Annotated in this window: 27 protein-coding genes and 1 riboswitch; of the genes, 22 read left to right on the plus strand and 5 right to left on the minus strand. The window is 57.6% G+C overall.

Annotated elements, in window-relative coordinates:
* Positions 1–26 precede the first annotated feature (26 nt).
* Positions 27–536 carry a bifunctional 3-hydroxydecanoyl-ACP dehydratase/trans-2-decenoyl-ACP isomerase gene (gene fabA / locus ACR3E6_RS09190; RefSeq protein WP_152457158.1) on the minus strand — a complete coding sequence of 170 codons (510 nt, stop codon included), beginning with the start codon at positions 534–536 and terminating at the stop codon, positions 27–29.
* 186 nt (positions 537–722) lie between these two features.
* On the opposite strand from fabA, the gene irrA reads away from it, so the two are divergent.
* On the plus strand, positions 723–1,139 hold the full coding sequence (gene irrA, locus ACR3E6_RS09195; RefSeq protein WP_117872833.1) for an iron response transcriptional regulator IrrA: 417 nt from the start codon (positions 723–725) through the stop codon (positions 1,137–1,139).
* 6 nt (positions 1,140–1,145) lie between these two features.
* Here the strand turns inward: irrA and ACR3E6_RS09200 are convergent, their stop codons facing one another.
* Complete coding sequence (locus tag ACR3E6_RS09200) at positions 1,146–2,042, minus strand: LysR family transcriptional regulator (RefSeq protein WP_480486823.1); 897 nt, start codon at positions 2,040–2,042, stop codon at positions 1,146–1,148.
* 83 nt (positions 2,043–2,125) lie between these two features.
* Between ACR3E6_RS09200 and ACR3E6_RS09205 the strand changes: the two genes are divergently transcribed.
* Positions 2,126–2,947, plus strand: a complete 822-nt coding sequence (locus tag ACR3E6_RS09205; RefSeq protein ID WP_210093560.1) for a phytanoyl-CoA dioxygenase family protein — start codon at positions 2,126–2,128, stop codon at positions 2,945–2,947.
* On the opposite strand, the gene ACR3E6_RS09210 is transcribed toward ACR3E6_RS09205, so the two are convergent.
* The gene (locus ACR3E6_RS09210) at positions 2,930–3,793 is read right to left on the minus strand and encodes a hypothetical protein (RefSeq protein ID WP_171636737.1); all 864 of its coding nucleotides are present in this window, start codon (positions 3,791–3,793) and stop codon (positions 2,930–2,932) included. The two genes, ACR3E6_RS09205 and ACR3E6_RS09210, sit on opposite strands and share 18 nt — an antisense overlap.
* Before the next feature lie 123 nt (positions 3,794–3,916).
* Here ACR3E6_RS09210 and miaB point away from each other — a divergent pair, with 123 nt between their 5' ends.
* The 10 genes from miaB to cmk all read left to right on the plus strand — a co-directional run bounded on the left by miaB (position 3,917) and on the right by cmk (position 14,402).
* Entirely contained in the window at positions 3,917–5,236 is a 1,320-nt protein-coding gene (gene miaB, locus ACR3E6_RS09215) for a tRNA (N6-isopentenyl adenosine(37)-C2)-methylthiotransferase MiaB (protein WP_209834883.1), read from the plus strand.
* Between the two features lie 170 nt (positions 5,237–5,406).
* Entirely contained in the window at positions 5,407–6,171 is a 765-nt protein-coding gene (locus ACR3E6_RS09220) for an outer membrane protein (RefSeq protein WP_348539536.1), read from the plus strand.
* A 136-nt stretch (positions 6,172–6,307) separates the two neighbouring features.
* Entirely contained in the window at positions 6,308–7,330 is a 1,023-nt protein-coding gene (locus ACR3E6_RS09225; protein WP_171636743.1) for a PhoH family protein, read from the plus strand.
* Positions 7,331–7,366: 36 nt separating this feature from the next.
* Positions 7,367–7,861, plus strand: coding sequence for an rRNA maturation RNase YbeY (gene ybeY, locus ACR3E6_RS09230; RefSeq protein ID WP_480486827.1), 495 nt, complete (start codon positions 7,367–7,369; stop codon positions 7,859–7,861).
* 36 nt (positions 7,862–7,897) lie between these two features.
* Positions 7,898–8,785 (plus strand): hemolysin family protein, encoded by an 888-nt coding sequence (locus ACR3E6_RS09235; RefSeq protein ID WP_171636747.1) that lies wholly within the window; start codon positions 7,898–7,900, stop codon positions 8,783–8,785.
* On the plus strand, positions 8,782–10,287 hold the full coding sequence (gene lnt / locus ACR3E6_RS09240) for an apolipoprotein N-acyltransferase (RefSeq protein WP_480486829.1): 1,506 nt from the start codon (positions 8,782–8,784) through the stop codon (positions 10,285–10,287). Before ACR3E6_RS09235 ends, lnt begins: the two co-directional genes overlap by 4 nt.
* A 41-nt stretch (positions 10,288–10,328) precedes the next feature.
* A riboswitch (SAM-SAH riboswitch) is annotated at positions 10,329–10,378 on the plus strand.
* A 5-nt stretch (positions 10,379–10,383) separates the two neighbouring features.
* Positions 10,384–11,565: a methionine adenosyltransferase gene (gene metK, locus ACR3E6_RS09245; protein WP_480486831.1), complete on the plus strand. Its 1,182-nt coding sequence runs from the start codon at positions 10,384–10,386 to the stop codon at positions 11,563–11,565.
* Between the two features lie 97 nt (positions 11,566–11,662).
* Positions 11,663–12,373 (plus strand): tRNA (guanosine(46)-N7)-methyltransferase TrmB, encoded by a 711-nt coding sequence (trmB, locus tag ACR3E6_RS09250; RefSeq protein WP_171724476.1) that lies wholly within the window; start codon positions 11,663–11,665, stop codon positions 12,371–12,373.
* Between the two features lie 68 nt (positions 12,374–12,441).
* Positions 12,442–13,788: a 3-phosphoshikimate 1-carboxyvinyltransferase gene (aroA, locus tag ACR3E6_RS09255; protein WP_480486833.1), complete on the plus strand. Its 1,347-nt coding sequence runs from the start codon at positions 12,442–12,444 to the stop codon at positions 13,786–13,788.
* Positions 13,785–14,402, plus strand: coding sequence for a (d)CMP kinase (gene cmk / locus ACR3E6_RS09260; protein ID WP_171636757.1), 618 nt, complete (start codon positions 13,785–13,787; stop codon positions 14,400–14,402). Before aroA ends, cmk begins: the two co-directional genes overlap by 4 nt.
* Before the next feature lie 21 nt (positions 14,403–14,423).
* On the opposite strand, the gene ACR3E6_RS09265 is transcribed toward cmk, so the two are convergent.
* Entirely contained in the window at positions 14,424–14,900 is a 477-nt protein-coding gene (locus tag ACR3E6_RS09265; RefSeq protein ID WP_210093552.1) for a YHS domain-containing (seleno)protein, read from the minus strand.
* A 217-nt stretch (positions 14,901–15,117) separates the two neighbouring features.
* Here ACR3E6_RS09265 and ACR3E6_RS09270 point away from each other — a divergent pair, with 217 nt between their 5' ends.
* The 10 genes from ACR3E6_RS09270 (at position 15,118) to ACR3E6_RS09315 (ending at position 25,474) form a co-directional block, all read left to right on the plus strand.
* Positions 15,118–15,654, plus strand: a complete 537-nt coding sequence (locus tag ACR3E6_RS09270; RefSeq protein ID WP_480486835.1) for a hypothetical protein — start codon at positions 15,118–15,120, stop codon at positions 15,652–15,654.
* Positions 15,655–15,847: 193 nt separating this feature from the next.
* Positions 15,848–17,533, plus strand: a complete 1,686-nt coding sequence (locus ACR3E6_RS09275; RefSeq protein ID WP_171636759.1) for a tryptophan halogenase family protein — start codon at positions 15,848–15,850, stop codon at positions 17,531–17,533.
* A gap of 168 nt (positions 17,534–17,701) precedes the next feature.
* Positions 17,702–17,977, plus strand: a complete 276-nt coding sequence (locus tag ACR3E6_RS09280) for a DUF6525 family protein (RefSeq protein WP_480486837.1) — start codon at positions 17,702–17,704, stop codon at positions 17,975–17,977.
* Positions 17,978–18,208: 231 nt separating this feature from the next.
* Positions 18,209–19,885: a 30S ribosomal protein S1 gene (rpsA, locus tag ACR3E6_RS09285; protein ID WP_068337749.1), complete on the plus strand. Its 1,677-nt coding sequence runs from the start codon at positions 18,209–18,211 to the stop codon at positions 19,883–19,885.
* 270 nt (positions 19,886–20,155) lie between these two features.
* Positions 20,156–20,440: an integration host factor subunit beta gene (gene ihfB, locus ACR3E6_RS09290; protein WP_050603110.1), complete on the plus strand. Its 285-nt coding sequence runs from the start codon at positions 20,156–20,158 to the stop codon at positions 20,438–20,440.
* Between the two features lie 7 nt (positions 20,441–20,447).
* Positions 20,448–20,798 carry a lipopolysaccharide assembly protein LapA domain-containing protein gene (locus ACR3E6_RS09295; protein ID WP_171724471.1) on the plus strand — a complete coding sequence of 117 codons (351 nt, stop codon included), beginning with the start codon at positions 20,448–20,450 and terminating at the stop codon, positions 20,796–20,798.
* Positions 20,799–20,809: 11 nt separating this feature from the next.
* Positions 20,810–21,451: a phosphoribosylanthranilate isomerase gene (locus ACR3E6_RS09300; protein ID WP_480486840.1), complete on the plus strand. Its 642-nt coding sequence runs from the start codon at positions 20,810–20,812 to the stop codon at positions 21,449–21,451.
* Between the two features lie 47 nt (positions 21,452–21,498).
* Positions 21,499–21,834, plus strand: coding sequence for a hypothetical protein (locus ACR3E6_RS09305; RefSeq protein ID WP_171636762.1), 336 nt, complete (start codon positions 21,499–21,501; stop codon positions 21,832–21,834).
* 68 nt (positions 21,835–21,902) lie between these two features.
* On the plus strand, positions 21,903–23,150 hold the full coding sequence (gene trpB, locus ACR3E6_RS09310) for a tryptophan synthase subunit beta (RefSeq protein WP_480486842.1): 1,248 nt from the start codon (positions 21,903–21,905) through the stop codon (positions 23,148–23,150).
* 728 nt (positions 23,151–23,878) lie between these two features.
* A complete protein-coding gene (locus tag ACR3E6_RS09315; RefSeq protein ID WP_480486844.1) occupies positions 23,879–25,474 on the plus strand; it encodes an Ig-like domain-containing protein in 1,596 nt (531 codons plus the stop codon).
* Positions 25,475–25,528: 54 nt separating this feature from the next.
* Here ACR3E6_RS09315 and ACR3E6_RS09320 read toward each other — a convergent pair whose 3' ends face one another.
* Positions 25,529–25,903, minus strand: coding sequence for a DUF2237 family protein (locus tag ACR3E6_RS09320; protein WP_171117420.1), 375 nt, complete (start codon positions 25,901–25,903; stop codon positions 25,529–25,531).
* Positions 25,904–25,906 lie beyond the last annotated feature (3 nt).

Raw genomic sequence — 25,906 nt, forward strand, 5'->3', positions numbered from 1 at the left:
CACTCCTTGTTTCAGACCGTTCAGGCTCAGGCCTCGGATAGAACGACCTTCATGTCCTTGACATCATAAATCATCTCGCCATCGGCTTCGACAATGCCATCCGCCACACCCATTGTCAGGCGGCGCGTTTGAATCGCTTTTTTGAAATCGATTTTATACGTCAGCATCTTGCGGTCCGGGCGAACCATGCCGGTCAGCTTTACTTCGCCGACGCCGACGGCCATGCCGCGCCCCTGCCATCCACGCCAGCCAAGGTTGAAACCGGTCAGTTGCCAAAGCCCGTCCAGCCCCAGACAGCCCGGCATGATCGGGTTGCCCGGAAAGTGGCACTCAAAGAACCAAAGGTCGGGTGTGATGTCGAATTCGGCCAGCACATGGCCCTTGCCGTGCAGACCACCATCGGCAGAGATGTCGGTGATCCGGTCCATCATCAGCATCGGTGGGGCGGGCAATTGTGCGTTGCCGGGGCCAAATAACTCACCACGAGCGCATTTCAGCAGATCATCTTTGTCAAAACTGCTAGGGAACTGGGCCATTCTGCCACCTTTCCTGCCGGGGGTCTGTCTTTACATCTGGCTTCGTCTAACACCCGTTTGCAAGGTCCTGCAAGAGCGGCGCGCCACATCATGTTGTGTTGGTTCTTATCTTGCGAATGAATTTCATTTGTAATTGCCGGTGATGCGCCCCTATATATAAAGGCAGGAATAATGGGTATCGGATCGATGACACCTCAGAGCCGCGAAATCGCAACAGGTTGGCTGGTGAATGCCGGCTTGCGACCGACGCGTCAGCGCGTGGCGCTGGCCGAGCTTTTGGTGGGCGACGGCCGCCATCGCCACGTCACCGCAGAAAGCCTGTTTGAATCGGCAAAGGCGAATGGGGATGCGGTGTCTCTGGCAACGGTCTACAACACTTTGCGTGCTTTTTGCGATGCGGGTGTGCTGCAAGAAATCACAGTGGACGGATCGAAAAGCTATTTCGACACGAACACGCATGATCATCCCCACTTTTATTGGGAAGACGACGCAAGGCTAAGCGATGCGCCGTCGGATCAGCTGGTCATTCAGCGCCTTCCCGAGGCGCCGGAAGGTGTCGAAATCGCCTCTGTCGATGTCGTCATTCGCTTGCGCAGGAAGTAACAGACCTTAAACGCCTGTCAGCCCGGCCACCAAAACACGTTCGGCCTTTTCTGTGGTCGTGTCAGAGGGTCCTGTGCCGTGCCGTGCCAGAACGACGGATTCTGCTGTGTCCGGATTGGCAATCGGTACGCTGACCAGATGCTTGTTGTCATAGCTGAAGCTGCTGGGTGGGCTGGCATAGCTGATCCCGATTCCCTCACCATGGGCGGCAAGGCTGCGTTGAATCTCAAGGGATGCCGCCCGGTGCGCGACGGTAGGGCGCAGCCCGTTTTGCCGGAACAGGCCGAGAATGTGTTGGGCGGATAATCCTTCCGAAGACAGAATCAATGGATGACCTTCCAGCGCTGCAAGGGTGACTTCCGCAGTGGTCGCCAATGGATGATCCGGGGACATCAAGGCCCTCGGTCTGCTGTCGAACAGTTTTGTACGGGCGAACCCCGCATCCATGGTCAGGTCGTATGTGATTGCGATGTCAATCTGGCCATCCATCAATCCATTCAGCAGCCCTTCGAAGGACCCGGCCACATAGGTAAGGTTGAGATCGGTGAACGTGTTGCGGAGAAGTTGCAGGGCCGGGGCCAAAAGGAAGGGGGCCAGGTCCGTAAAGCAGCCCAATCTCAGCCTGGAGGTGCCCGGCGCGGAGGTATCGGACGTTTCGATTCGCGCAGCATTTTTCAGCAAGACCTCGGCGTTCTCTATGAACGTACGTCCCTGAGGTGTCAGTGCCATGGCTGCACCCCGGCGGCGAACGAACAGCGGATACCCCAAATGGGCTTCAACACGCGTCAGCGCAGTGGACAAGGCCGGTTGCGAAACATTGAGATGCTGGGCTGCCGCCGACAAACTGCCGTGACGCCCGACTGCACAGACATATTCATATTGGCGCAGCGAAATATATAACATGAGATTAATAATAACTTCGAAAGATATGATTTGAACAGAATACATTTTTCCGGTCAAAAGCAAAAAAACTTCAGGAGCTTCCGATGCCACACCCTCTTGTTACTCAGCAGATGATCGACACTTATCAGGCCGACGGCGTCGTACTGGTCAAAGGGCTGTTTGCGGATCACGTGGATCAACTGCGCGATGGTGTGGCCGCGAATATGGCCGATCCCGGTCCCTATGCCTCGGAAAACAAGAAGGCGGGTGAAACAGGTCGTTTCTTTGATGATTACTGCAATTGGACCCGGATTCCGCAGTTCCGCGACGTGATCGAGACGTCTCCCGCAGCTGAGGTTGCCGCGGATCTGATGCAATCGAAACGCGTTCAGATGTTTCACGATCACGTGCTGGTCAAGGAGCCCGGTACGTCGATGGCGACACCGTGGCATCAGGACGGCCCATATTATTTCGTCGAGGGTCAGCAGACGATCAGCTTCTGGTCTCCGCTTGATCCGGTCAGACAGGCGACGCTGCGGTGTGTTGCCGGGTCGCACCGATGGGATAAAGAAGTTCTGCCGACCCGATGGGTTTCCGAGGACGGCTTTTTCCCGGATGAAGGTCAGTACATCCCCGTGCCGGATCCGGATGCCGAAGGTATGAAGGTCATCGAATTCGAGATGGAGCCCGGCGATGCCGTCGCTTTCAACTATCGCACGCTGCACGGTGCGCGCGGAAACCAGTCGGACAGCCGTCGCCGCGCCTTTTCACTGCGGCTGGTGGGCGACGATGCCCGGTATGTAGAGCGCCCCGGCCGAACCTCGCCCCCGTTTCCCGGTCATGACATGACGCCGGGACAGCGCCTGCGCGAGGATTGGTTTCCGATCTTGTTGCAGCGCCAGGCCGGCTCAGAACCACTGACCTGATTCGATCAGCCCGAGATCCAGCAGCTGGCGGGACTGCCATTCAAACGGCACCGAGTTGCGCCAGCGAAAGCTTCGGATGTCAAAGGTTGACCCTGCATTGGATTTCAGCGCCTTCGCGGCACGGAAAGAACAAATGGCGGCCGTCAGGTTGTGATGCCAGGGACAGGAATAGGTATTGTATTCCGGTTCGTTGAAAGTGTGATCGGGTCTCAGCACCAGGTTTTTTTGTGCTTTGAACAATGCGATGCGGTCGATCCTGCGACGTTCGTAGGGAATGTGGTCCTCGAACCGCCACCGCAACCCGCCCGAAAGATCCACCTGACGGTCCAGCGGTTGGCCGCTTGGGTCGTGGCGGGTATGGGCATAATAGCCAACACTGTCGAACATGGCCTGATCGGGGGCCACGCCATTGGGATGTGCGGTCAGATCCTCGGCGTACAGGTCAATGACATAGCTGAGCATCGCATTGCGACGCTCTTCACCATGAAAGACAAGCATCTCGCCCACGCTGCGCGTTTCGCAGTAGGGAAAGAACAGGTATTCGGCGTTGTAGCAATAATACATCCAGATGCCGGGTGCGGCCTGAATGATCCTGTTTATGGTTTCGAACACGACCAGCCGGGGAACACATTTCAAATTGACCCGATGCACCTTGGCGGACAGGTCCTCTGTCAGATGAAACTCGTCCGGTGCAAAGACGATGACGGATTTGAAACCCAGCCTCAGATGATGGTGCAGCGTGCTGGCCAACTCGACGTCGTCCTCGGCAAAAATCAATGCTACGGGGCCTTTGGCCAGTGCGGCCTGTCCCGATTTCAGGAAATGGTCGAGGGAATCGTACGTCATCGGGTGCTTTTTGGTCCGGCCTTGCTGGAAAGTCCTGCCAAATTCGGGTAATTGCGCCCGCATTGCAAGCGGCGTTCGAAGCGTATAGATGACGCCGATCCAGCGAATGCAAAGGCCCGTCCCATGTCCGAACCGAAGAAGCTGTTTATCAAGACTTATGGCTGTCAGATGAACGTCTATGACAGTGAACGCATGTCCGAGGCGCTGGGCGGGCAGGGCTATGTCGAAACCAAAACGCCTGACGATGCCGACATGATTCTGCTGAACACTTGTCACATCCGCGAAAAAGCGGCTGAGAAAGTGTATTCGGAACTCGGTCGCTTCAAGGGTCTGAAAGCCGAAAAGCCTGACCTGAAAATCGGTGTGGCAGGCTGTGTTGCGCAGGCCGAAGGTGAAGAAATCATGCGCCGCCAACCGCTGGTCGATCTGGTCGTCGGTCCGCAAAGCTATCACCGTCTGCCCGAGATGGAGGCCAAGACCCGTGCGGGCGAAAAGGCGCTGGACACCGATTTCCCCGAGGAAGACAAGTTTGAAAAACTGAAAAACCGTCCCAAGGCCAAACGCGGCCCGACGGCGTTTCTGACCGTTCAGGAAGGGTGCGACAAGTTCTGCGCCTTCTGCGTGGTGCCTTATACGCGTGGGGCCGAAGTCAGCCGCCCCGCTGATCGCATCATCCGCGAAGCCCATGATCTGGTTGAACGCGGCGTGCGCGAGATCACGCTGTTGGGTCAGAACGTGAACGCCTATCACGGGGCCGGCCCCGACGGAGACATGACCCTGGCCGGGCTGATCTGGGAACTGAACAAGGTTGACGGGCTGGAACGTATTCGTTTCACCACGTCGCACCCCAATGACATGGCCGACGACCTGATCGAGGCACATGGCAGCTGTGAGAAACTGATGCCGTATCTGCACCTGCCGGTTCAGTCGGGCTCGGACCGTATCCTCAAGCGAATGAATCGCAGCCACACGGCAGAAAGCTATCTGCGCCTGATCGAACGCATTCGTGCGGCGCGCCCGGATATTGTGATGTCGGGGGACTTCATCGTCGGCTTCCCAGAAGAAACCGAAGAGGATTTTCAGGCAACGATGGATTTGGTTGAAGAGGTCAAATACGGCTACGCCTATTCCTTCAAGTATTCCACACGCCCGGGAACACCAGCGGCCGAGCGGGCTCAGGTTGATCCGGCTGCGGCGGATGATCGATTGCAGCGCCTTCAGGCCCTCATCACACGGCACCAAGGGGAAATTCAGGACGGTATGGTCGGTCGTACAGTCCGCGTTTTGTTTGAAAAACCGGGCCGCCTGCCGGGCCAGATGGTCGGAAAATCCGAGTATCTGCATTCGGTGCATGTGAAAGGGCCCGAGATTGCCGTTGGTGATCTGAAAGAGGTCCGGATCACCGACTCGGGCGCCAACTCTTTGGCGGGCGAGCTGCTCTGAGTCGGTAAGATTCCGCCGTTCAGACACCATAGTTGGTGTTTGTTTCCAAAATTTACCCTTGATTTATTGCTTGGAACTATGCTCCGAGAGGAGCCATGTTTTTCAGGCGCCGTTATTGCGTCAAAAAACGATTATACGCCGATCTTAAGATCGGAGTGATGGAGGTACGAGTGCCAATCTTGAACAGCTTCAGGACCCTGAGCCTAGTGAAAACCTTGCCTTTGGCCTCGGTTGTTACTTTTTTTGCCAGCGCGACGATTGCCGGAGACCTGAAGGGCACGACAACCGATCCTGTCGTTATCAGCCCCAAGAAGTTCAGCAGTGACGTCAGTGCATTTTACCTGGGGATTGCTGGAGGCTACGCCTCAGGCTGGGACGATCGATTTGGTCTGAGAACGCCCGCCGGGCTGTTTGATATTGGCGACCTGAACGTATCCGGCGCATACGGCGGCTTTCGTGGTGGTTGGCGTGGTGTTCTGCCTTCAAGGTGGGGGCGTGATTTCGTCTATGGTTTTGAAGTCAGTTATGATTTCGGATCCTTGGACGACAGTGTCAGGGCCCAGATCGGCGGTTCGAACGTTGAGGGTGGGGCAGAGATATCTGACGTTTTGTCCCTCAAATATCGAAGCGGCCTGACAAGCCGAAATGGTCGGGTTCTGTACTTTTTCAGCGTCGGTTACCTGTGGGGCGATGTTGAAACAACCAACAACATCACATCCGGAGCTACAGTACAGAGCTTTTCGGCATCGGATCGGCGGGGCGGATATACCGCAAGCATCGGTGCCGAACACAAGCTGACCGACAATTGGTCGGTCACCGGCGAATACGAATACGTCCAGTTCAAATCCGAAGACGTTCAATTCGGTTCGGGCTTTTCCACGAAGTCCACACCGAAATACGGCGGCTTGAGATTCGGGCTGAACTATACGTTCTGATGCGCGTCTGACAGGCTTTTTTCTTTTGTATGATCGGCGCTTTTGTCATCCGCGGGCTTATTTTTGAAACTGTGGCTTGCGCCCACCGAGATTTGTTGTCTACGCTCGGGGTGAACCGCCAAGACAGGAGAACGGATTGGCCATCGGTGCCCTGACCCCACCGCAAGACGAAATGCCCCAACGCGAGGCGTTTTTAGAGTTTCCCGACAACCGATTGTTGATTGACCTGTGCGGCGAATACGACCGCAATCTGACCGACATCGAAAGCAAGCTTTCCGTCCAGATCGTACGCCGCGGCAACCAGCTTGTCGTGATGGGCGATGAAGACGCCCAGAAGCAGGCTATTGAAGTGCTGCAATCGCTTTACACGCGCTTGGAAGGCGGGCGCGAGGTCGAGGCCGCGGACGTGGACCGAGAACTGCGGATGGGTGGTTCGGAACAGGGGACCGGCAGCCGCGACGGCGATCAGTTGGAAATGTTCAAGGGCGGTTCAGTCGAGATCAAAACCCGCAAGAAACTGGTGGAACCGCGCACGGACGCCCAGAAAGCTTATGTGCAGTCACTGTTTCAAAATGAGCTTGCATTTGGCATTGGGCCTGCTGGCACGGGGAAAACCTATCTGGCTGTTGCCGTGGGCGTGTCGATGTTCATTGGCGGGCATGTTGATCGAATCATCCTCAGCCGCCCGGCGGTCGAAGCGGGTGAAAAACTGGGCTATCTGCCCGGTGACATGAAAGACAAGGTCGATCCCTACATGCAGCCGCTGTACGACGCGCTGAATGATTTTCTGCCCGGCAAGCAACTGGCCAAGTTGATTGAGGAAAAGCGAATCGAAATAGCGCCGCTGGCGTTCATGCGTGGACGCACGTTGGCCAATGCTTTTGTGGTGCTGGACGAAGCACAAAACGCCACGACCATGCAGATGAAGATGTTCCTGACTCGTCTGGGCGAAGGCAGCCGCATGGTAATCACCGGCGACAGGTCTCAGGTGGATTTGCCACGCGGCGTTCAGTCGGGTTTGCAGGATGCGGAAAGACTGTTGAAAACGATCCCCAACATCAGTTTCAACTATTTCACGTCCAAGGACGTGGTTCGCCACCCGCTTGTGGCCGCGATCATCGAGGCGTATGAGGCGGATGCGGGCCGGGAATCCACTTGATTGCAAGGCTCATTCACAGGGCTTTTGTGCGATAAGATGAATCTGGAACTCACTGTCGAAGACGACCGGTGGCAAGGGCTTGAAGCTTTGTCGCGGCAAGCGATATCCGCTGTCCTGTCCTATGCGGAACTGGACCCTGAACTTTGCGAGATCAGCGTTCTGGGATGCGATGACGCACGCATTTCGGAACTGAACGCCGAGTTTCGCGGCAAACCAGCCGCCACCAATGTTCTGAGCTGGCCGGCAGAAGATTTGGCCCCGGAGGAAGCCGGGCAAGCGCCCCATCCGCCAAAGCCGGATTTCACCTGTGAAATTCCTTTGGGCGATATTGCGATCTCCTTCGACACCTGCGCGCGTGAAGCGGATGAGGCAGGCAAGGACATTGACGATCACGTCATCCATTTGCTTGTTCACGGAACGTTGCATTTGCTGGGATATGATCACATTCGTGACCCCGACGCCGCTTTGATGGAAGGGATTGAGGTCGAGATACTTGGCAAGTTGGGTATAGATGACCCATATAAGGTATAAGGTGGGTCATGTGACCCGATCAATTGGAACAAGGTAATGGGCGAAACAGACGGCAGTTCTAGGGCGGCGCAAAGCGCGCAACCTCAGGACAGCGGCAATGATACAGAAGAGAAAAGCGGGTTTATTTCCCGAATTTTCGATGCGTTTTCGAGTCAGGAGACTCAGCAAAACCCGGGGATGAACGGGCAGAGCGCAGCGGCAGCTCGGCCTCACGGGATGATGAACCTGCGCAGGATGCGCGTCGAAGACGTGGCCATTCCCACGGCCGAGATCATCGCGGTTCCTTCGACCATCACCAAGGATGAGCTGGCTGACGTGTTCCGGGACAGTGGGTTGTCCAGAATTCCGGTTTATGAAGGAACGCTGGATACGCCGTTGGGCTTCGTTCACCTCAAGGATTTAGCGCTGACCCATGGTTTCAATGGCGGTGCGGACAAGTTTGACCTGAAATCCATGTTGCGCACGCTTTTGTTCGTGCCGCCTTCAATGCCGATCGGTGTCCTGCTGACCAAGATGCAGACCGAACGTCGCCATATGGCGTTGGTGATTGATGAGTATGGCGGCGTCGACGGGCTGCTGACGATCGAAGACTTGATCGAGCAGGTCGTGGGTGAGATCGCGGACGAACACGATGCAGACGAAGATCAGCTTTGGGTGCAGGAAAAGCCGGGCTGTTACGTTGTGCAGGCACGTGTGCCGCTTGAGGACTTCGAGGCCGAGATCGGCAGATCCTTGACCAGCCACGAGGATGTGGATGAAGAAGACATCGACACGCTGGGGGGGCTAGTGTTCATGCTGTCCGGGCGTGTTCCGGCACGGGGTGAGGTCGTGATTCATCCGGAAGGGCCGGAATTCGAAGTGATCGAAGCCGACCCGCGACGCATCAAACGGTTGCGCGTCATGCTGCCGGACGTCGCTGCATGACGCCTGTTCGGGGCTGGCCGTTATCGTTGAGATTGTTTGCCGCCGCCGCACTGGGCGCCTTCGGCGCTTTTGGCCAGGCACCGCATGGGTATTGGGGCGCTACGGTTGTTGCACTGGTTTTGATCGTTCCGGTGTTCCTCGCCAGTGAAACCCGTGCTCGCGCGGGGTGGATCGGCTGGTTCTTCGCCACCGGCTATTTTGCCCATGCGCTCAGCTGGATCATCGAGCCCTTTCAGGTGGATGCAGAGCGTCACGCCTGGATGGCACCGTTTGCGCTGGTGTTCATGGCTGGCGGGCTCGCCCTGTTCTGGGCAATTGCGTTTCGACTTGCGCGGCATGTTGGCGCGACCGCCATGCAGCAAGGCGTTTTGCTGATCGCAACGCTGTCGCTGGCCGAACTGGCCCGGGGATACGTGCTGACCGGGTTCCCTTGGGGCGGAGTGGCGCAAATCTGGATGAATACGCCCGTGGCGCAAGTGCTGTCTCTGGTGGGGCCGTATGGCTTGAATGCGCTGACATTTGCCGTGGCGTTTCCGATAGGGGCGGCACTGACTCAGGAAAGACGCTTGCGGGCACTGGTCCGTCCACTGGGATTTACAGCTGCGGCGGTGGTGCTGGCGATTGGCTATGCGTCGATGCGGCCAACGGTTCAGGAAGGCCGGCACACAGTTCGTGTCGTTCAGCCCAACGCGCCGCAACACCAAAAGTGGGACCCGGCATATGCGCCCTTGTTCTTTGCCCGTCAGATTGAATATTCCGCCGCTTTGCCCAGACCGGACCTGATCGTCTGGCCCGAGACCGCAGTTCCAGCCTGGCTGGGCAGCGCGCAACCGTATTTGACGGCCATTGCGGATGCCGCTCAGGGGACGCCCGTGGTTTTGGGGATCCAGCGTGGAGACGGCCCGAGGATTTTCAACTCGATGGTCTATCTGGATGAAGCCGGGCAGCAGGGCGGTCTGTATGACAAACACCATCTGGCCCCGTTTGGAGAATATGTGCCTTTTGGCGAGTTGATGGGCCGTTTTGGGATTTATGGGATGGCGGCCACAACGGGGCATGGATTCAGCGCAGGGCCGGGGCCCGAGCTCTTGGGCCTTGGCAAATTGGGAAGGGCGCTGCCTCTGATCTGTTACGAAGCCGTGTTCCCGCAGGATGTGAACGGGGCGGCGGGTCGGGCGGACTTTCTGTTGCAGATCACAAATGACGCGTGGTTCGGAACGCGTTCGGGACCTTTTCAGCATCTGGCACAGGCCCGGATGAGGGCAATTGAACAGGGTCTGCCGATGATCCGTTCGGCCAATACCGGCATATCGGCCATGATTGACCCATTGGGTCAGGTCACGGCCTCATTGGCGCTGGGCAAGGCGGGATACGTGGATGCGATCCTGCCGCAGCCACATCAGCCAACAGTTTATTCCCGCATCGGGGACAGCCCTGTTCTTGGACTGCTATTGTTTCTTGCTGCATTGGCGTGGTTCAACATCCGTCGCCTGACCAAATAATTTAAGATTGACCACATCTTTAAGCGAGCGTATGCGTCTGTGACCTGTCACAACGGCTTCCTGGCGTGGCGGAGAAACCCCTAATGGAGCGCATTTATGTCCCGACAGAACTATACATTTACTTCGGAATCCGTTTCCGAAGGGCATCCCGACAAGGTCTGTGACCGCATCTCGGATGCTGTCCTTGATGCATTTCTCAATGAAGAACCAGAAGCCCGTGTGGCCTGCGAAACTTTCGCCACGACCAACCGGGTTGTGATCGGTGGCGAAGTAGGTCTGTCTGATCAAGACAAGCTGCACGATTACATGGGTCGCATCGAACAGATCGCCCGCGACTGTGTCAAAGACATCGGTTACGAGCAGGACAAGTTTCACCACGAAACCGTCGAAGTAACCAACCTGCTGCACGAACAATCTGCCCATATCGCTCAGGGCGTTGACGCTGCGGATGACAAGGACGAGGGTGCCGGCGACCAAGGCATCATGTTCGGTTATGCCACGACTGAAACTCCGGCGCTGATGCCTGCACCGATCCAGTATTCACACGCTATTCTGCGGCGACTGGCTGAAGTGCGCAAGAATGGCACCGAACCTGCTTTGGGCCCCGATGCAAAGTCGCAGCTGTCAGTCGTTTATCGCGACGGCAAGCCGGTCGGCGTCAGCTCGATCGTTTTGTCTACGCAGCACCTGGATGAAGCGCTGACTTCGAATGACATCCGCGCCATCGTCGAGCCTTATATCCGTGAAACCCTGCCTGACGGCTGGCTTTCGGCCGAAACCGAATGGCACGTCAACCCGACCGGCAAATTCGTTATTGGCGGGCCGGATGGCGACGCGGGCTTGACCGGGCGCAAGATCATCGTGGACACCTATGGCGGTGCGGCCCCTCATGGCGGCGGCGCGTTCTCGGGCAAAGACCCGACCAAGGTTGACCGTTCGGCAGCATACGCAGCACGCTATCTGGCCAAAAACGTCGTGGCGGCCGGCATGGCCGAACGCTGCACGATTCAGCTGAGCTATGCGATTGGCGTGTCCAAGCCGCTGTCGATCTATGCCGACACACATGGAACCGGCCAATTGGCGGATGCGGTTATCGAAAAAGCTGTGGGTGAGGTCATGGATCTGACACCGCGCGGCATTCGCCAGCATCTGCAACTGAACAAGCCGATCTATCAGCGCACAGCTGCATACGGCCACTTTGGTCGCCAGCCGAGCGATGATGGTGGTTTCAGCTGGGAGCGCACCGATCTGGTCGATGCGTTGAAATCCGCAGTCTGACCTGAACAACACAAAGCGCGCCTTTGAGGGCGCGCTTTTTCCTTGTGCGTGCCGCGCGCCCTTGCAACGTTCTCTGGCGCGCAGTATGGCGACCGCCATGAGCACCGAGACCCCACAACGCCCGCGCAGAAACTTCTATGGCCGCTTCAAGGGCAAGACCCTGAAGCCCAGCCAAAAGACCTATCTGAACGAAGATCTGGCGGCTTTGTCGCCCGGTGCGGTGGATTGGGATACAAACCCCGAACGCAGGCCGTTGGACCTGAACACGTTGTTCGGCGGCAAACCGGTTTGGCTGGAAGTCGGCTTTGGCGGCGGCGAGCATCTGGTTCATCAGGCGCAAAGCAACCCCGACATCGGCATCATCGGGGCCGAGCCCTATATCAACGGCGTTGCCATGCTGCTGGGCAAAATTCGGCAGGCGGGGGTTGATAACCTTGCTGTGCATCCCGGCGATGCCCGAGACCTGTTCGACGTGCTGCCAGAGGCCAGTATATCGCGCGCCTTCCTTCTGTATCCTGACCCGTGGCCGAAAACCCGGCATCATCGACGCCGTTTCGTGACGCCGGAACATCTTGAACCATTGGCAAAGGTCTTGAAGCCTGGATCGATCTTCCGGGTCGCCACGGACATCCCCGACTATGTGCGGCAGACACTGGAGGAAGTCCCCCGCGCCGGGTTCGAGTGGCTGGCCGAGCGCCCCGCAGATTGGCGCGAGCCGTGGGACGACTGGATTTCCACACGCTACGAGCAGAAAGCCTTGCGTGAAGGACGCACGCCCCATTACCTGACCTTCCGCCGCAAAGACTGATTGCCGCTGGACCAACCGGTGCCAATTCGCTAATCGGCTTGAGCACTGATAGCGCAAAAGGAGCCCCCATGTCCGGACACGGAACGCCCATCCCGATGACTTCGCATCCCTGCGGCCCGCTGACCGGCACGGCAGAGGTGCCGGGCGACAAGTCAATTTCGCACCGGTCACTGATCCTTGGCGCGATGGCTGTAGGCGAGACCAGGATATCGGGGTTGCTCGAAGGTGAGGACGTCTTGGACACCGCAAAGGCAATGCGGGCCTTCGGGGCAGAAGTCACAGATCATGGCGGCGGCGAATGGACCGTGCATGGCGTGGGCGTTGGCGGGTTTGCCGAACCGGATCAGGTGATTAACTGCGGCAATTCCGGCACCGGAGTCCGGCTGATCATGGGTGCCATGGCGACCTCGCCGATTACGGCAACTTTTACCGGCGATGCCAGCCTGAACAAGCGTCCCATGGCGCGAGTAACGGATCCGCTTGCGTTGTTTGGTGCGCAGGCCGTGGGCCGTTCGGGGGGGCGTTTGCCCATGACGATCGTCGGTGCGGCAGACCCGACTCCGGTCCGGTACGAAGTTCCGGTGCCCTCGGCCCAGGTGAAATCCGCCGTCCTGCTGGCGGGGCTGAATGCCCCCGGTAAAACCGTGGTTATCGAGAAAGAGGCGACCCGCGATCATTCCGAGCGGATGTTGTCCGGTTTCGGTGCCGAAATTACGGTGGAAGACACCGATGAAGGCCGGGTCATCACTTTGACGGGGCGCCCGGAGTTGAAGCCGCAAGTCATCGCCGTTCCACGCGACCCGTCCAGCGCGGCCTTCCCGGTTTGCGCGGCGCTGATCACGCCCGGTTCGGACGTTCTGGTGCCGGGTATCGGCCTGAACCCCACGCGCGCGGGCCTGTTCACGACACTGCGCGAGATGGGCGCCGACCTGACCTATGAAAACGAGCGCGAAGAGGGCGGCGAGCCGGTTGCCGATCTGCGCGCGAAATACTCGCCAGACATGAAGGGTATTGACGTACCGCCTGAACGCGCGGCCTCGATGATTGACGAATATCCCGTTTTGTCCGTGGTTGCCGCAAACGCCACGGGCACCACGATGATGGGCGGAGTGAAGGAACTCCGGGTGAAGGAAAGCGACCGCATCGATGCCATGGCGCGCGGTCTGCGCGCCAACGGCGTCACGGTCGACGAGGGTGACGACTGGTGGTCGGTCGAAGGGTTGGGTATCGGCAAGGTTCCCGGCGGCGGGACGTGCGAAAGCTTCCTGGATCACCGCATTGCCATGTCCTTCATGGTGATGGGCATGGGCGCGCAGAACCCGGTAAGCGTGGATGATGGTGGTCCGATCGCGACATCCTTCCCGATTTTTGAGCCGTTGATGGCGTCGCTTGGTGCAAAGGTAGAGCGCAGGTGAGCTTCACTGTCGCCATTGACGGACCTGCGGCTGCGGGCAAGGGCACGATCTCCAAGGCCGTTGCGGCGCATTTCGGGTTCGCGCATCTGGACACCGGCTTGCTGTATCGCGCCGTTGGGCGGCGTACTCTTGAAGGGTTTGGCGCGCTTGAAGCAGCGCAGGCCCTGACCGCCGAAGAGCTTGAGCAGGGTGATCTGCGCACGGCTGAAATCGCGCAGGCCGCATCCAAAGTGGCGGTGATCCCCGAGGTTCGCGCCGCCTTGGTGGATTTTCAGCGCGCCTTTGCCCGAAGGTCGGGCGGTGCCGTCTTGGATGGGCGCGACATCGGGACGGTGATTTGTCCCAATGCCGAGGTGAAGCTGTTTGTAACGGCCAGCCCAGAGGTGCGAGCTGAACGCCGGTTTCTGGAGCTTAGCGCAAAAGGTGCTGACGTGACGCGCGAACAGGTTCTGGCAGATGTCAAAGAGCGGGATGCGCGCGACGCAGAGCGCAGCGCTGCGCCGATGAAGCCAGCCGAGGATGCAGTGCGACTGGACACAACAGACCTCAGTATCGAGGCTGCATTGGCCAAAGCGCTTGAAATCATAAGCGCAAAACTGCCCGCGACGCGCTGACGTCGCAGGCAGGGGCGACATTTACAGCTCGCCTACGGCGATGCTCTTGATATTTGCCCACTGTTCGTCCGCCGTTTTTGTGGTGGCGGGAACGTCCTTCAGGAAGGCCGCGCGGGTTTCGGCGTTCAGGAACAGGTACAGTTTTCCATCTGCGACCAGGTACTGATCCGGGTCTCCGTCGAACTTCTTGCCGACCGACACGCCGAATGAACAGAACCCACCATGCTGCGGCAGATAGGCCGCCGGGTTGGCCACGAACGCCTCTAGGTTGGCGGCGGTGGTGAAGTAGTAGGATGCGCCATCATATGTCGCCGAGTGGGTGGCGAAGCCTTCGACCGGGTTGCCATCATTGACCAAAGCAACCAGATCGACCCCATGTGCGGCAAGCGGGGCACCTGCGGCCGAGATGCCGTTCGACACGTTGATTTCGTCCGCGGCAAAAGCCGGAGTGGACAGGGCGATGGCGGCCGCCAGGGCGGTGAAGACGATAGTTTTCATTACACGTTTCCTCTTGGTTCTGGGTTCGGGTCGATCGGATCGTCGACCGGTGAAACATAGTTAGGGGGTGAAAGTTGGACGTGTAATCGCAGATAGGCCATCAGATATTGCAGATCGTACAAGTACCTGAATGGCCAGAAGGCGCGTTCACCAAGCTTTGTTTGGTCAGTGTGGTTTTGCGTACCTATGCTGAAAGAATGCCTGCAGGAGTGCCATCATGATCCGATCAGCCCTCATTCTTGTTTTCATTGCCCGAAGCCTTGCCGCGCAAGAGCCCGTGCAAAGCCCACCCGAAGCCGAGCCGCCCATGACGTACGAACGGCTGGGCAACATTCTTTTCGCGCTTGACCCCGAAGCAGAGCCGAGCGGCCCCGGGTTTCAATTGACGATTGCAGGGGTACAGGTCTTGGTCATCACCGACACCAATGCGGATCGGATGCGGGCCATGGTCCCGATCCGCAGCGCTGAGGCGCTGTCGGAGGAAGACTTGATTCGAATGATGCAGGCCAATTTCGACAGCACTCTGGATGCCCGTTACGCGATCGCCAATGGCACCTTGTGGGCTGCGTTTATCCACCCGTTGTCCCTGTTGGAAAAAGATCAGCTGATCTCGGGGCTGGCCCAGACTGTGAACATCGCCAGGACATATGGCACCCTGTATTCCGGTGGCGCGGCAGAGTTCGGAGGCGGCGACAGCACCGATCTGCAACGTGAGTTGATTGAAGAACTGCTGAAGAAAGGCGAAGAGATCTGACCTGCATCGTGAATATGGGAATGGCGTGACGCCTGCTGGTTGGCCGACGTTGCGCGGCCGGGCCTTCATAGGCCCTAGATGGATTGAGGAAAGCTGTTATAGTTTCTTCCCAGCGAAAAGGGAAAGCTGCGACACAACCCGCAAAAAGCAGGGGCGCAGCAAAAAATTCCCGAGCCAACAGGGACAAAACTACATGAACAATCGTTTGAACAAAATCACTATCGTGGGTGGCGGTACGGCTGGATGGATGACCGCGCTGATCCTGGATATGGTGTTTTCCCGCACGTCAGCGCCCAAGGATCGACCGCAAATCTGTCTGATCGAAAGCCCGAACATCTCGACCGTGGGGGTGGGTGAAGCCACGGTTCCGCGGATGCCTGTCACGCTGCGTCAGGCGGGCATTTCAGAGCGGAGTTTCTTCCGCGAGACAAACGCATCGTTCAAGCTGGGTGTGAAGTTCTGCAATTGGAACAATGACGCCAAGGGCAATCGCATCGACTACATGAACCCCTTTGCGCACGGCCAGATGCTTGAGGGACTGGAGGCTGCAGAGTATTTCCTGCGCTTCGGCAATGGCGACAGGGATTTCACGCAGTCCATCTCGCCGCATGATGATCTGGCCCGTTTGTGCAAGGGCGCGCGTCAGTTGGGGCAGCCGGAATTCGAACAACGGTTTGGTTATGCCTATCATCTGGATGCCGTAAAGTTTGCAGGCATGCTGACCAGGGTCTGCACGAAGCGCGGAGTGGAACACATCCGGGATGAGGTGCAAACGGTCGAGCTGGATGAACAGGGCAATGTCAGTCATCTTATGCTCGAGGCAAAAGGCCGCCATGATATTGAGATGGTCGTGGATTGCACCGGGTTTCGTGGGCTGATCATCAACAAGGCACTCGGTGAGCCATTTTTGGATTACTCTGACTACCTGCCCAATGATCGGGCCATGGCGTTGCAGATCGAGCATCCAGATCCTGACAAGATCGAAAGCGCCACCAGATCCACTGCCTTGGGCGCAGGTTGGACGTGGCGCGTGCCGCTTTTTAACCGTGTGGGCACAGGATATGTCTATTCGTCGGCACACCGAACGGATGACCAGGCGGCGGACGAGTACCTTGAGTGGCTGGGTGACAGCGGCAAAGGTTTGACACCGCGCGTGATCCCGATGCGCGTCGGTCGCGTGCGCAATGCCTGGGTCAAGAATTGCGTGGCCATAGGCCTGTCCGGCGGGTTCATTGAACCGCTGGAAAGCACGGCGATCCACATGATTGATCATGCGATACGCTGGTTCGCCGAGCATTTGCCCACGCGAGACATCGAGCCTTCGCTGAGGGACAGATACAATCGGCAGATGGACAAGCTTTATAACGAGGTACTGGAATTCATCTGTTTACACTATCGGTTGGGCAACCGTACCGATGACCAATACTGGATCGATGCGCGCACCGAGATGAAGATACCGGATCGGTTGGCCGAAAATCTTGAACTGTGGCAGTATCGCCTGCCGATGGATCACGATATCGAGTTCGCCACTTTGTTTGACAGCCGCGTTTATCAAACCGTTCTTTTGGGCAAACAGGTTTATGATACGGGCTATGGTTCAGGCATCCGTGATCGTCTTCGACCGTTGAAGAAACCGATTTGGTTCCAGGGTATGAAGAACGCGAAAATGGATCTGGCGAAGATCGTTAAATCCATGCCGGATCACAAAACACTGTTGCGCGATATCCGGGGGGAACTTGATCAACCTGCCTTTGGAATGGCGGCGGCAATGAAGCCGACAGTGGCGATGCCGGGCACGGCGCCAGCCCCTGTGGTCATCGAGAACATGCCGAACTTTGCTGAAATCCAAAGCGGTAAAAAGGATTTGCAACTGTTCTGACAGCTTCCTGCCCGTCGCGCAGGGAATGTTTGCAGGAAAGGCGGGGTGCAAACTCCCCGTCTTTTTTACTTCCAACTGTTTTATCAACATGTAATGTAATCACATATATAGTGAAAGGCGACCGCATTGCGACAACAGAAGAAACAAGGGCAAACAAAGGGTCGGAACTTGCGGAGCACCCTCAAACGTCGGAGACGACAGGCGGCGCCTATGCAGGTTTACGATTCTCTGCCGTCAGGGCTGCGCCAGTGGTTGGCCTCGGCAAGTTTGCTGTGGAGCCCCGTTTCTGCGCAAAAAATCTGGACCCGGGCCGGAGGCGCGCGCAACCCATCCGCAGCGTTGATGCGACTGGACGCAATTGAACAGGCCATGCTGCGGCGCGATGCCGGGGTTTGGACCTTCAAAACCGGCAACGCGCCTGGGTACAGAGCCGCCAAACCTTGAAAATATGGGCTTTGCCCTTGCACATACCGGGGAATCCGCCTATACGCGCGCTGTCGATACAAGGGCGGTCAACGTCCGGATGACGTTTCTGAGCAGGGCCGGGTTACCTCGGCCCTTTGTGTTTGTTTGCTCAGGGGCGCACCGGGTCACGTCCGATGGCACCATGAATCAAGACCGGCGGAGACAACCGCTCGGCCAGCAAAAACGTATTGTAAAGGAAAACAACGCCACATGGCTAACGCATCCATGGAGGAATTCGAAGCCCTCCTGAATGAAAGCTTCGAAATGGACACACCCGAAGAGGGTTCTGTTGTCAAAGGCAAGGTTCTGGCGATCGAAGCCGGCCAGGCCATCATCGACGTCGGCTACAAAATGGAAGGCCGCGTTGATCTGAAAGAATTCGCAAATCCCGGCGAAGCCCCTGAAATCGCTGTAGGTGACGAGGTCGAAGTTTACCTGCGTGCCGCAGAAAACGCCCGTGGCGAAGCTGTCATCTCGCGCGAGATGGCCCGCCGTGAAGAGGCATGGGACCGGCTGGAAAAAGCATATGCCGACGACCAGCGCGTCGAAGGTGCAATCTTTGGTCGGGTCAAAGGTGGTTTCACCGTCGATCTGGGTGGCGCAGTTGCGTTCCTGCCCGGCTCGCAGGTTGACGTGCGCCCCGTGCGCGACGCTGGCCCGCTGATGGGTCTGAAGCAGCCGTTCCAGATTCTGAAAATGGACCGCCGCCGTGGCAACATCGTTGTTTCGCGTCGCGCAATCCTGGAAGAATCGCGTGCCGAACAGCGTGCCGAGGTTATCGGCAACCTGTCCGAAGGTCAGACCGTCGAGGGTGTTGTTAAGAACATCACCGAATACGGTGCATTCGTTGACCTGGGCGGCGTTGACGGCCTGCTGCACGTCACCGACATGGCATGGCGCCGTGTGAACCACCCGTCCGAGATCCTGACGATCGGCGAAACCATCAAGGTTCAGGTCATCAAGATCAACAAAGAGACCCACCGCATCAGCCTGGGCATGAAGCAGCTGCAGGAAGATCCGTGGGATCTGGTTGCTGCCAAGTACCCGCTGGGCTCGGTCCATCAGGGTCGCGTCACCAACATCACCGACTACGGCGCGTTCGTCGAGCTGGAAGCCGGTGTCGAAGGTCTGGTGCACGTATCCGAGATGTCCTGGACCAAGAAAAACGTCCACCCCGGCAAGATCGTTTCGACCAGCCAGGAAGTCGACGTCATGGTTCTGGAAATCGACGGCGCCAAGCGTCGCGTGTCTCTGGGCCTGAAGCAAACTCAGCGCAACCCATGGGAAGTGTTCGCAGAAACACACCCCGAGGGCACCGAGGTCGAAGGCGAAGTCAAGAACATCACCGAATTCGGTCTGTTCATTGGCCTCGAAGGCGACATCGACGGCATGGTTCACCTGTCCGACCTGTCCTGGGACGAGCGTGGCGAGGATGCGATCCAGAACTACCGCAAGGGCGATGTCGTTCAGGCGGTTGTCTCGGAAGTTGACGTGGAAAAAGAGCGTATCTCGCTGTCGATCAAAGCCCTGGGCGGTGACAAGTTCGCCGAAGCCGTGGGCGGCGTGAAGCGTGGCTCGGTCATCACCGTCGAAGTCACCGCGATCGAAGATGGCGGCATCGAGGTCGAATACGAAGGCATGAAGTCCTTCATCCGTCGTTCAGATCTGTCGCGTGACCGTGCCGAACAGCGCCCCGAGCGTTTCTCGGTCGGTGACAAGGTCGACGTCCGCGTCACCAACGTCGACAGCAAGACCCGTCGTCTGGGCCTGTCGATCAAGGCGCGCGAGATCGCCGAAGAAAAAGAGGCCGTGGAACAGTACGGTTCCTCCGATTCGGGCGCATCGCTGGGCGATATCCTGGGTGCAGCGTTGAAATCCGGCGACTAAGCCAAGGCAGTATCCCAAGCATGAATTTCGGCCCCGCACGACAGTGCGGGGCCGTTTTTGTTGCGAATCAATATGTTCCGAACCGCAGGGTTAATTAGGGGATTGATCGCGCATTAAGTGTGGAAATTGGCCTGACAGATAAAATTTCGCGCGAGAATGTGGCAAAATAAAGCCTCAAAACTCAGAGTATCCGTTCCCCCCTTCCGGGTTTTTTCCTATACTGTCAAAACAGTAGACCTGTCACACCGGCTGCCTGGGAGGGTATCACGCATGATCCGTTCAGAATTGATTCAGAAAATCGCTGACGAAAACCCGCATCTCTATCAGCGTGATGTCGAGCGGATCGTGAACACCGTATTCGAAGAAGTCACAGACGCCATGGCGCGCGGTGACCGTGTCGAACTGCGGGGCTTTGGTGCCTTTTCCGTGAAAAAACGCGACGCACGTGTTGGGCGCAACCCGCGCACGGGCGAAACGGTGCAGGTCGAAGAAAAATGTGTACCGTTTTTCAAAACTGGCAAGTTGCTCAGGGATCGATTGAACGGTAAAGCCTGACACCATGATGCGTTACCTTCGATATGCTTTTCTGGCGGCTCTCGGGATCATCCTGATTTCCGTGTCTCTTGCCAATGTTCAGTCCGTAGAACTGAAACTGATGCCGGATGCTCTGGCCGAGCTTCTGGGTTTTAACCTCAGCGCGTCACTGCCGCTGTTTCTGGTGGTTTTGGGAGGTGTTGCGGCAGGATTGGTTATTGGTTTCCTGTGGGAATGGCTGCGGGAACACAAGCACCGCCGCGACGCGACCGTGAAGAAAACCGAAGTGCGCAAGCTTGAGCGCGAAGTCAAGAAGCTCAAGAAAAAGCAAAACCAAGGCAAGGACGATGTACTTGCCATTCTGGATGAGGCGAGCTGAGCCTGATCGTCATGTCTGATGTTCGGTTCAAAATCTGCGGTCTGACCGCACCGGATCACGTGCGCGCTGCGGCCGAAGCCGGGGCGGGCTATGTTGGGTTTGTTTTCTTTCCGAAATCGCCACGCAATCTGGATATTTCGCGGGCCGCAGAACTGGCGCATCTGGTCCCAGTTGGCGTTGCCAAGGTGGCTTTGGTGGTGAATGCCACTGACGAAGAATTGGACGGAATCGTTTCGACTGTACCGCTTGATATGCTTCAACTGCATGGCAAGGAATCGCCCGAACGGGTTTCCGAAATTCGCGAGCGATTTGGTTTGCCGGTGATGAAAGCCATAGGAGTGGCCGAGGCCGAGGATCTGGCGGCCGTCGATCTTTACTCGGAGGTGGCCGATCAACTGCTGATCGATGCGAAACCGCCCAGAGAGGCCGAATTGCCGGGCGGCAACGGGTTGGCTTTTGACTGGCGGCTGTTGGCCGGACGGAAATACTGGCGCCGGCCTTGGATGCTGGCCGGTGGCCTGACACCCCAGAACGTTGCCGAAGCAGTCCGGATGACAGGTGCCCGGCAGGTGGATGTGTCATCCGGTGTCGAAAGCGCGCCGGGTGTGAAAGATGCTGCCCTGATCCGCGACTTTGCATCGGCTCTCAGGTGATCTGATAAAGATCTTGCTGCGTATCCCTCGAAACAGAGGGGTTGAGCATGCTCGCAGCAATCGGGGGCGTTTCCTTGAAACACTGGTACCATGCGCCGGAGTTTTTCTGGCGCGCGGGACAGGCCTGTCGGCAGGCGCAAGGCGACCCATTGTGCCTGCACGCTGACTTGTTCAGGCAGGATGGCATCTATTTTTCATTCAGTGTCTGGCAAGACATCGAAGCAATGCTGACATTTTCCCAATCCGGCCCACACAGGCGTGCCTTGTTGGCGGCCGATCGTTTGGCGGATGTGAACAGGTTTCATCATTTTCCGTGCATTGGTGTGCCCAGCTCGGCGCAGGCGGTTCAGGTCTGGCGTCAAAACACGCAGGTTGTGGAATGATGCGTTTTGCCCATGGCAAATCCCGCTGCCACCACCTATGAACAACAGATACGACGAGGGAGACACCCATGGCCAACGATCTTTTCAATTCCTTCATGTCCGGCCCTGACGAACAGGGACGTTTCGGCATCTTCGGCGGGCGTTTTGTCAGTGAAACTCTGATGCCGCTGATCCTGTCACTGGAAGAGGAATACAACAAGGCCAAAGATGATCCGACGTTCTGGGCCGAAATGGATGACCTGTGGGCAAACTATGTGGGTCGTCCTTCGCCGCTGTATTTTGCGGAACGCCTGACCGAGCATCTGGGGGGTGCCAAGATCTATCTGAAGCGTGACGAGCTGAACCACACCGGCGCGCACAAGATCAACAACGTGCTGGGGCAGATAATTCTGGCGCGGCGTATGGGCAAGACCCGGATCATTGCTGAAACCGGGGCAGGGCAACACGGCGTGGCCACCGCCACCGTATGTGCCAAGTTTGGCTTGAAATGCATTGTCTATATGGGGGCGCACGACGTGCAGCGTCAGGCCCCGAACGTATTCCGCATGCGTCTTCTGGGGGCCGAGGTGATCCCTGTGACCTCGGGTCGTGGGACGCTCAAGGATGCGATGAATGACGCGCTGCGCGACTGGGTGACTAATGTGCGCGACACGTTCTACTGCATCGGCACCGTGGCTGGGCCGCACCCCTATCCGGCAATGGTCCGCGATTTCCAGTCGATCATCGGCAAGGAAGCGAAAGAGCAGATGTTGAAGGCCGAAGGCCGTTTGCCCGACACGATCATCGCGGCAATCGGCGGCGGTTCGAACGCGATGGGTCTGTTCTATCCTTTCCTCGACGACAAGGACGTCAACATCATAGGCGTCGAGGCGGGCGGAAAAGGTGTGAACGAGAAAATGGAGCATTGCGCTTCGCTGACCGGCGGACGGCCGGGCGTGCTGCACGGCAACCGGACCTATCTGTTGCAGGATGACGATGGCCAGATTCTTGAAGGCTATTCAATCTCGGCCGGGCTGGACTATCCGGGCATCGGGCCCGAGCATTCCTGGTTGCACGAAATTGGACGCGCGAATTACGTCTCGATCACTGACAAGGAAGCGCTCGAGGCGTTCCAGCTGTGCTGCGCAACCGAGGGGATCATCCCGGCGCTGGAACCAAGCCACGCATTGGCCCATGTGATGAAGATCGCACCGGAATTGCCCAAGGATCACCTGATCTGCATGAACATGTGCGGCCGTGGAGACAAGGACGTTCAGACCGTGGCCAAATATCTGAACTTCGATATGTCAGACACCGAAGGCCGTACGGCGGGTTGAGTGTGAACCGGGGCGGCATGTCCCGGTTGCTCTGTTATGGCGTCCTTGGCTCAAGCGGTCCTGAAAGCAGCATTTTCAAGGCGAAACGTCCTGACGTTCCAGGGCAGGACAGGCGGGATAGTCAAACATGTGACATGTCCGCCCAAATCAGGTTGCCCTGCAAAAAAGGGCCGCCGCCAAGGCGCATGTAAGGACAACACAGAGGCCCGAGGAATCGCCGGCTGCTGGGAAACCTCGATCATTGTGCCTGCATTTGTTTCCCGACAACTGCCAGTTGCGATCTCTGCCTAGGATTGTTTCGAATATCCCGTCAAGGTCGAGAATCTGTAACCGGCATATTTTGAGCACGTGACTTGCAAAGTCACGGCTTGTTGTGACGTCTTGCCGAGAAGACTCCTTGAAAACACCGGGGTTCGAAGTGCTTTCCGACATTTTTTGCCTTTGTCTTTTGGTTTGTGCACAGTCATGTGGCCCGCACGCCAAAGTTGAGTTGCTTCCAATTCTATACAGTGTCTCCAATTTGAATTAACTATTGGGTAACTGGCGTAGTTGCGGCCGGTTCAGGGGACGTCTCTGCAATGGATGGGACAATGGATGACGTGGCTCGGGGCATAGTGTCTTTGCCCGGGCGCCCTGGTGTTTAGCGCCCTCGCGGTGTTGTAGGAGGTAAAATGGTCAGGTCCGTTATTTCGAGGCTGTTGTGCCTCTGTTTTCTGATTTCAGCACTCATGATCGGAAGCGCGAAAGAGGGTGCGGCCCTTGGTGGCGGCTTCTTCATAACCTCAGTTCCGACGCCGAACGGGGGAAGCATCTTTTTCAACAATATCCCACTTACCGGATCGGCCTTTGTTTCGCTGGGTGGGTCGGGGCAGGTTCCCGGCGGTAGTTTCTATTTCAACAACGGCATTCTGAACCTGAGTGCGATCACGCCTGCCGGCCTTGCTTCCCTGGGCTATATCGGCGCAACCATTCTCAGTCAGGATGGCGCGGATTCCACATATGCGGCAGACGGGTATATGGGGATTACGTTCACTGCGCGCGAAACCGTCGGAGGGCCGCTTTATCGCTATGAGATCGCGTTGTCCGGTGTAACGAACACCCAAATCGTCAACACGCGCGTTCTGGTGGATACGACACAGCCAACTGCAACGATTGGGGCCCTGACGCCGACCGGCAGCGGAACGTTTCAAGCAACCATTACGCTGAGCGAACCAAGCACCGATTTCACCGTGGGCGACCTGTCCGTCACCAATGCAACGACCACTCTGACCGGGTCCGGCACCAGCTATGTCGCCACTTTGACGCCCCAGAACAACGGTACCATCGAGCTTTTCATTCCGGCAGGGGTGTTCTCGGACGCGGCTGGGAATCTGAACCTTGAGTCAAACAGGGTCAGCACGCTTCAGGCCGTGACAAATGCTCAACGTCAGATTCAGGCGTTCCAGAACGCCCGGGCCAACAGCCTTGTGTCGAACCAGCCGAAACTGACCCAGTTTCTGCAAGGTTCGGGGTCGGGTGTACTGGACGCTTCGGTCACGCAGGGCTCGGGGTATCTGAATTTCGCCAGTGATCCGGCGCGCCCCGTCTGGTTCAGTGTGACCGGCAACTGGAGTTCTCAGGATGATTATGACAACTCCTATGCACTGGCTGTTGTCGGGGCTCATCGCCAGATCAATTCGAACCTGTTGATCGGCGCCATGCTTCAGTTCGACTATGCCGAAACGGAAAACGGCCCGGCCAGCGTGGACGGTACGGGCTGGCTGGTTGGCCCTTATGTGGTGGCAAAATTGCCCAATCATTCGGTGTTTCTTGAAGGGCGGGTACTTTATGGCCAGGCCGACAACAACATCTCTCCGTTTGGCACCTACGAAGACAGTTTCGACAGTGACCGTTGGCTCGTCCAGTCGCGCGTAACAGGTGAGATAAAGCGTGGCGCCCTGACATTGATGCCCTTGCTGGACGTAAGTTATGCCAGTGACGATCAGAAAGCTTATACCGACAGCCTGGGTAATCTGATTCCACAGCAGGATTTCAGTTTGACGACGGCACGGCTGGGTGTGGATTTCAGCCACCCGCTTCAAGTGTCACGAGGAGAGATGATGCTGACGGGCGGGCTTTCGGGGATTTGGAGCACGACTTCGGGTACTGGCACCGCCCCGGGCGTGACTCCGATTGGCGACACCGCCCGAGCCCGTGCGGATCTGGGCCTGGACTATCGGTTGGAAAACAACAGCTTGCTTGCAGCAAACGTGTTCTACGATGGCATTGGTGAAAGCGGTTTTGAAAACTACAGCATCAGCCTGATCTGGCAAATGGCGTTCTGACCTTGGGGCGAAACTGGATCGCGGATCAGGTCTCGCCCCAGGCGCAATGGCTGTCTAGGCATTCGCCTTGTTCTGAAGCAAGATATCAAGCGGCACAATCTCGAGCGCGCGTTGATGGGTCGCCTCCAGGTGAACCTTTGGGGCGCATCCTTCGTCATGGGCTTGTAGGAACCGGCCGGCACACAGACACCAGCTGTCACCGGGCTTGAGGCCCGGGAAATCGAACTCGGGCCGAGCCGTGCTCAGATCATTGCCGACGTATTTCGAGAATGCCAGAAACTCGGCCGTCATCACGGCACAAACCGTATGGCTTCCCTGATCCTCGGGGCAGGTATTGCACGCACCGTCGCGGAAGAACCCGGTCAGAGGATCGCGTGAGCAGGGCGCCAGAACGCCGCCGAGTACATTGATACTGTCTTGCTTCTGCATGAA

It is taken from the genome of Ruegeria sp. AL3 (assembly GCF_056536065.1).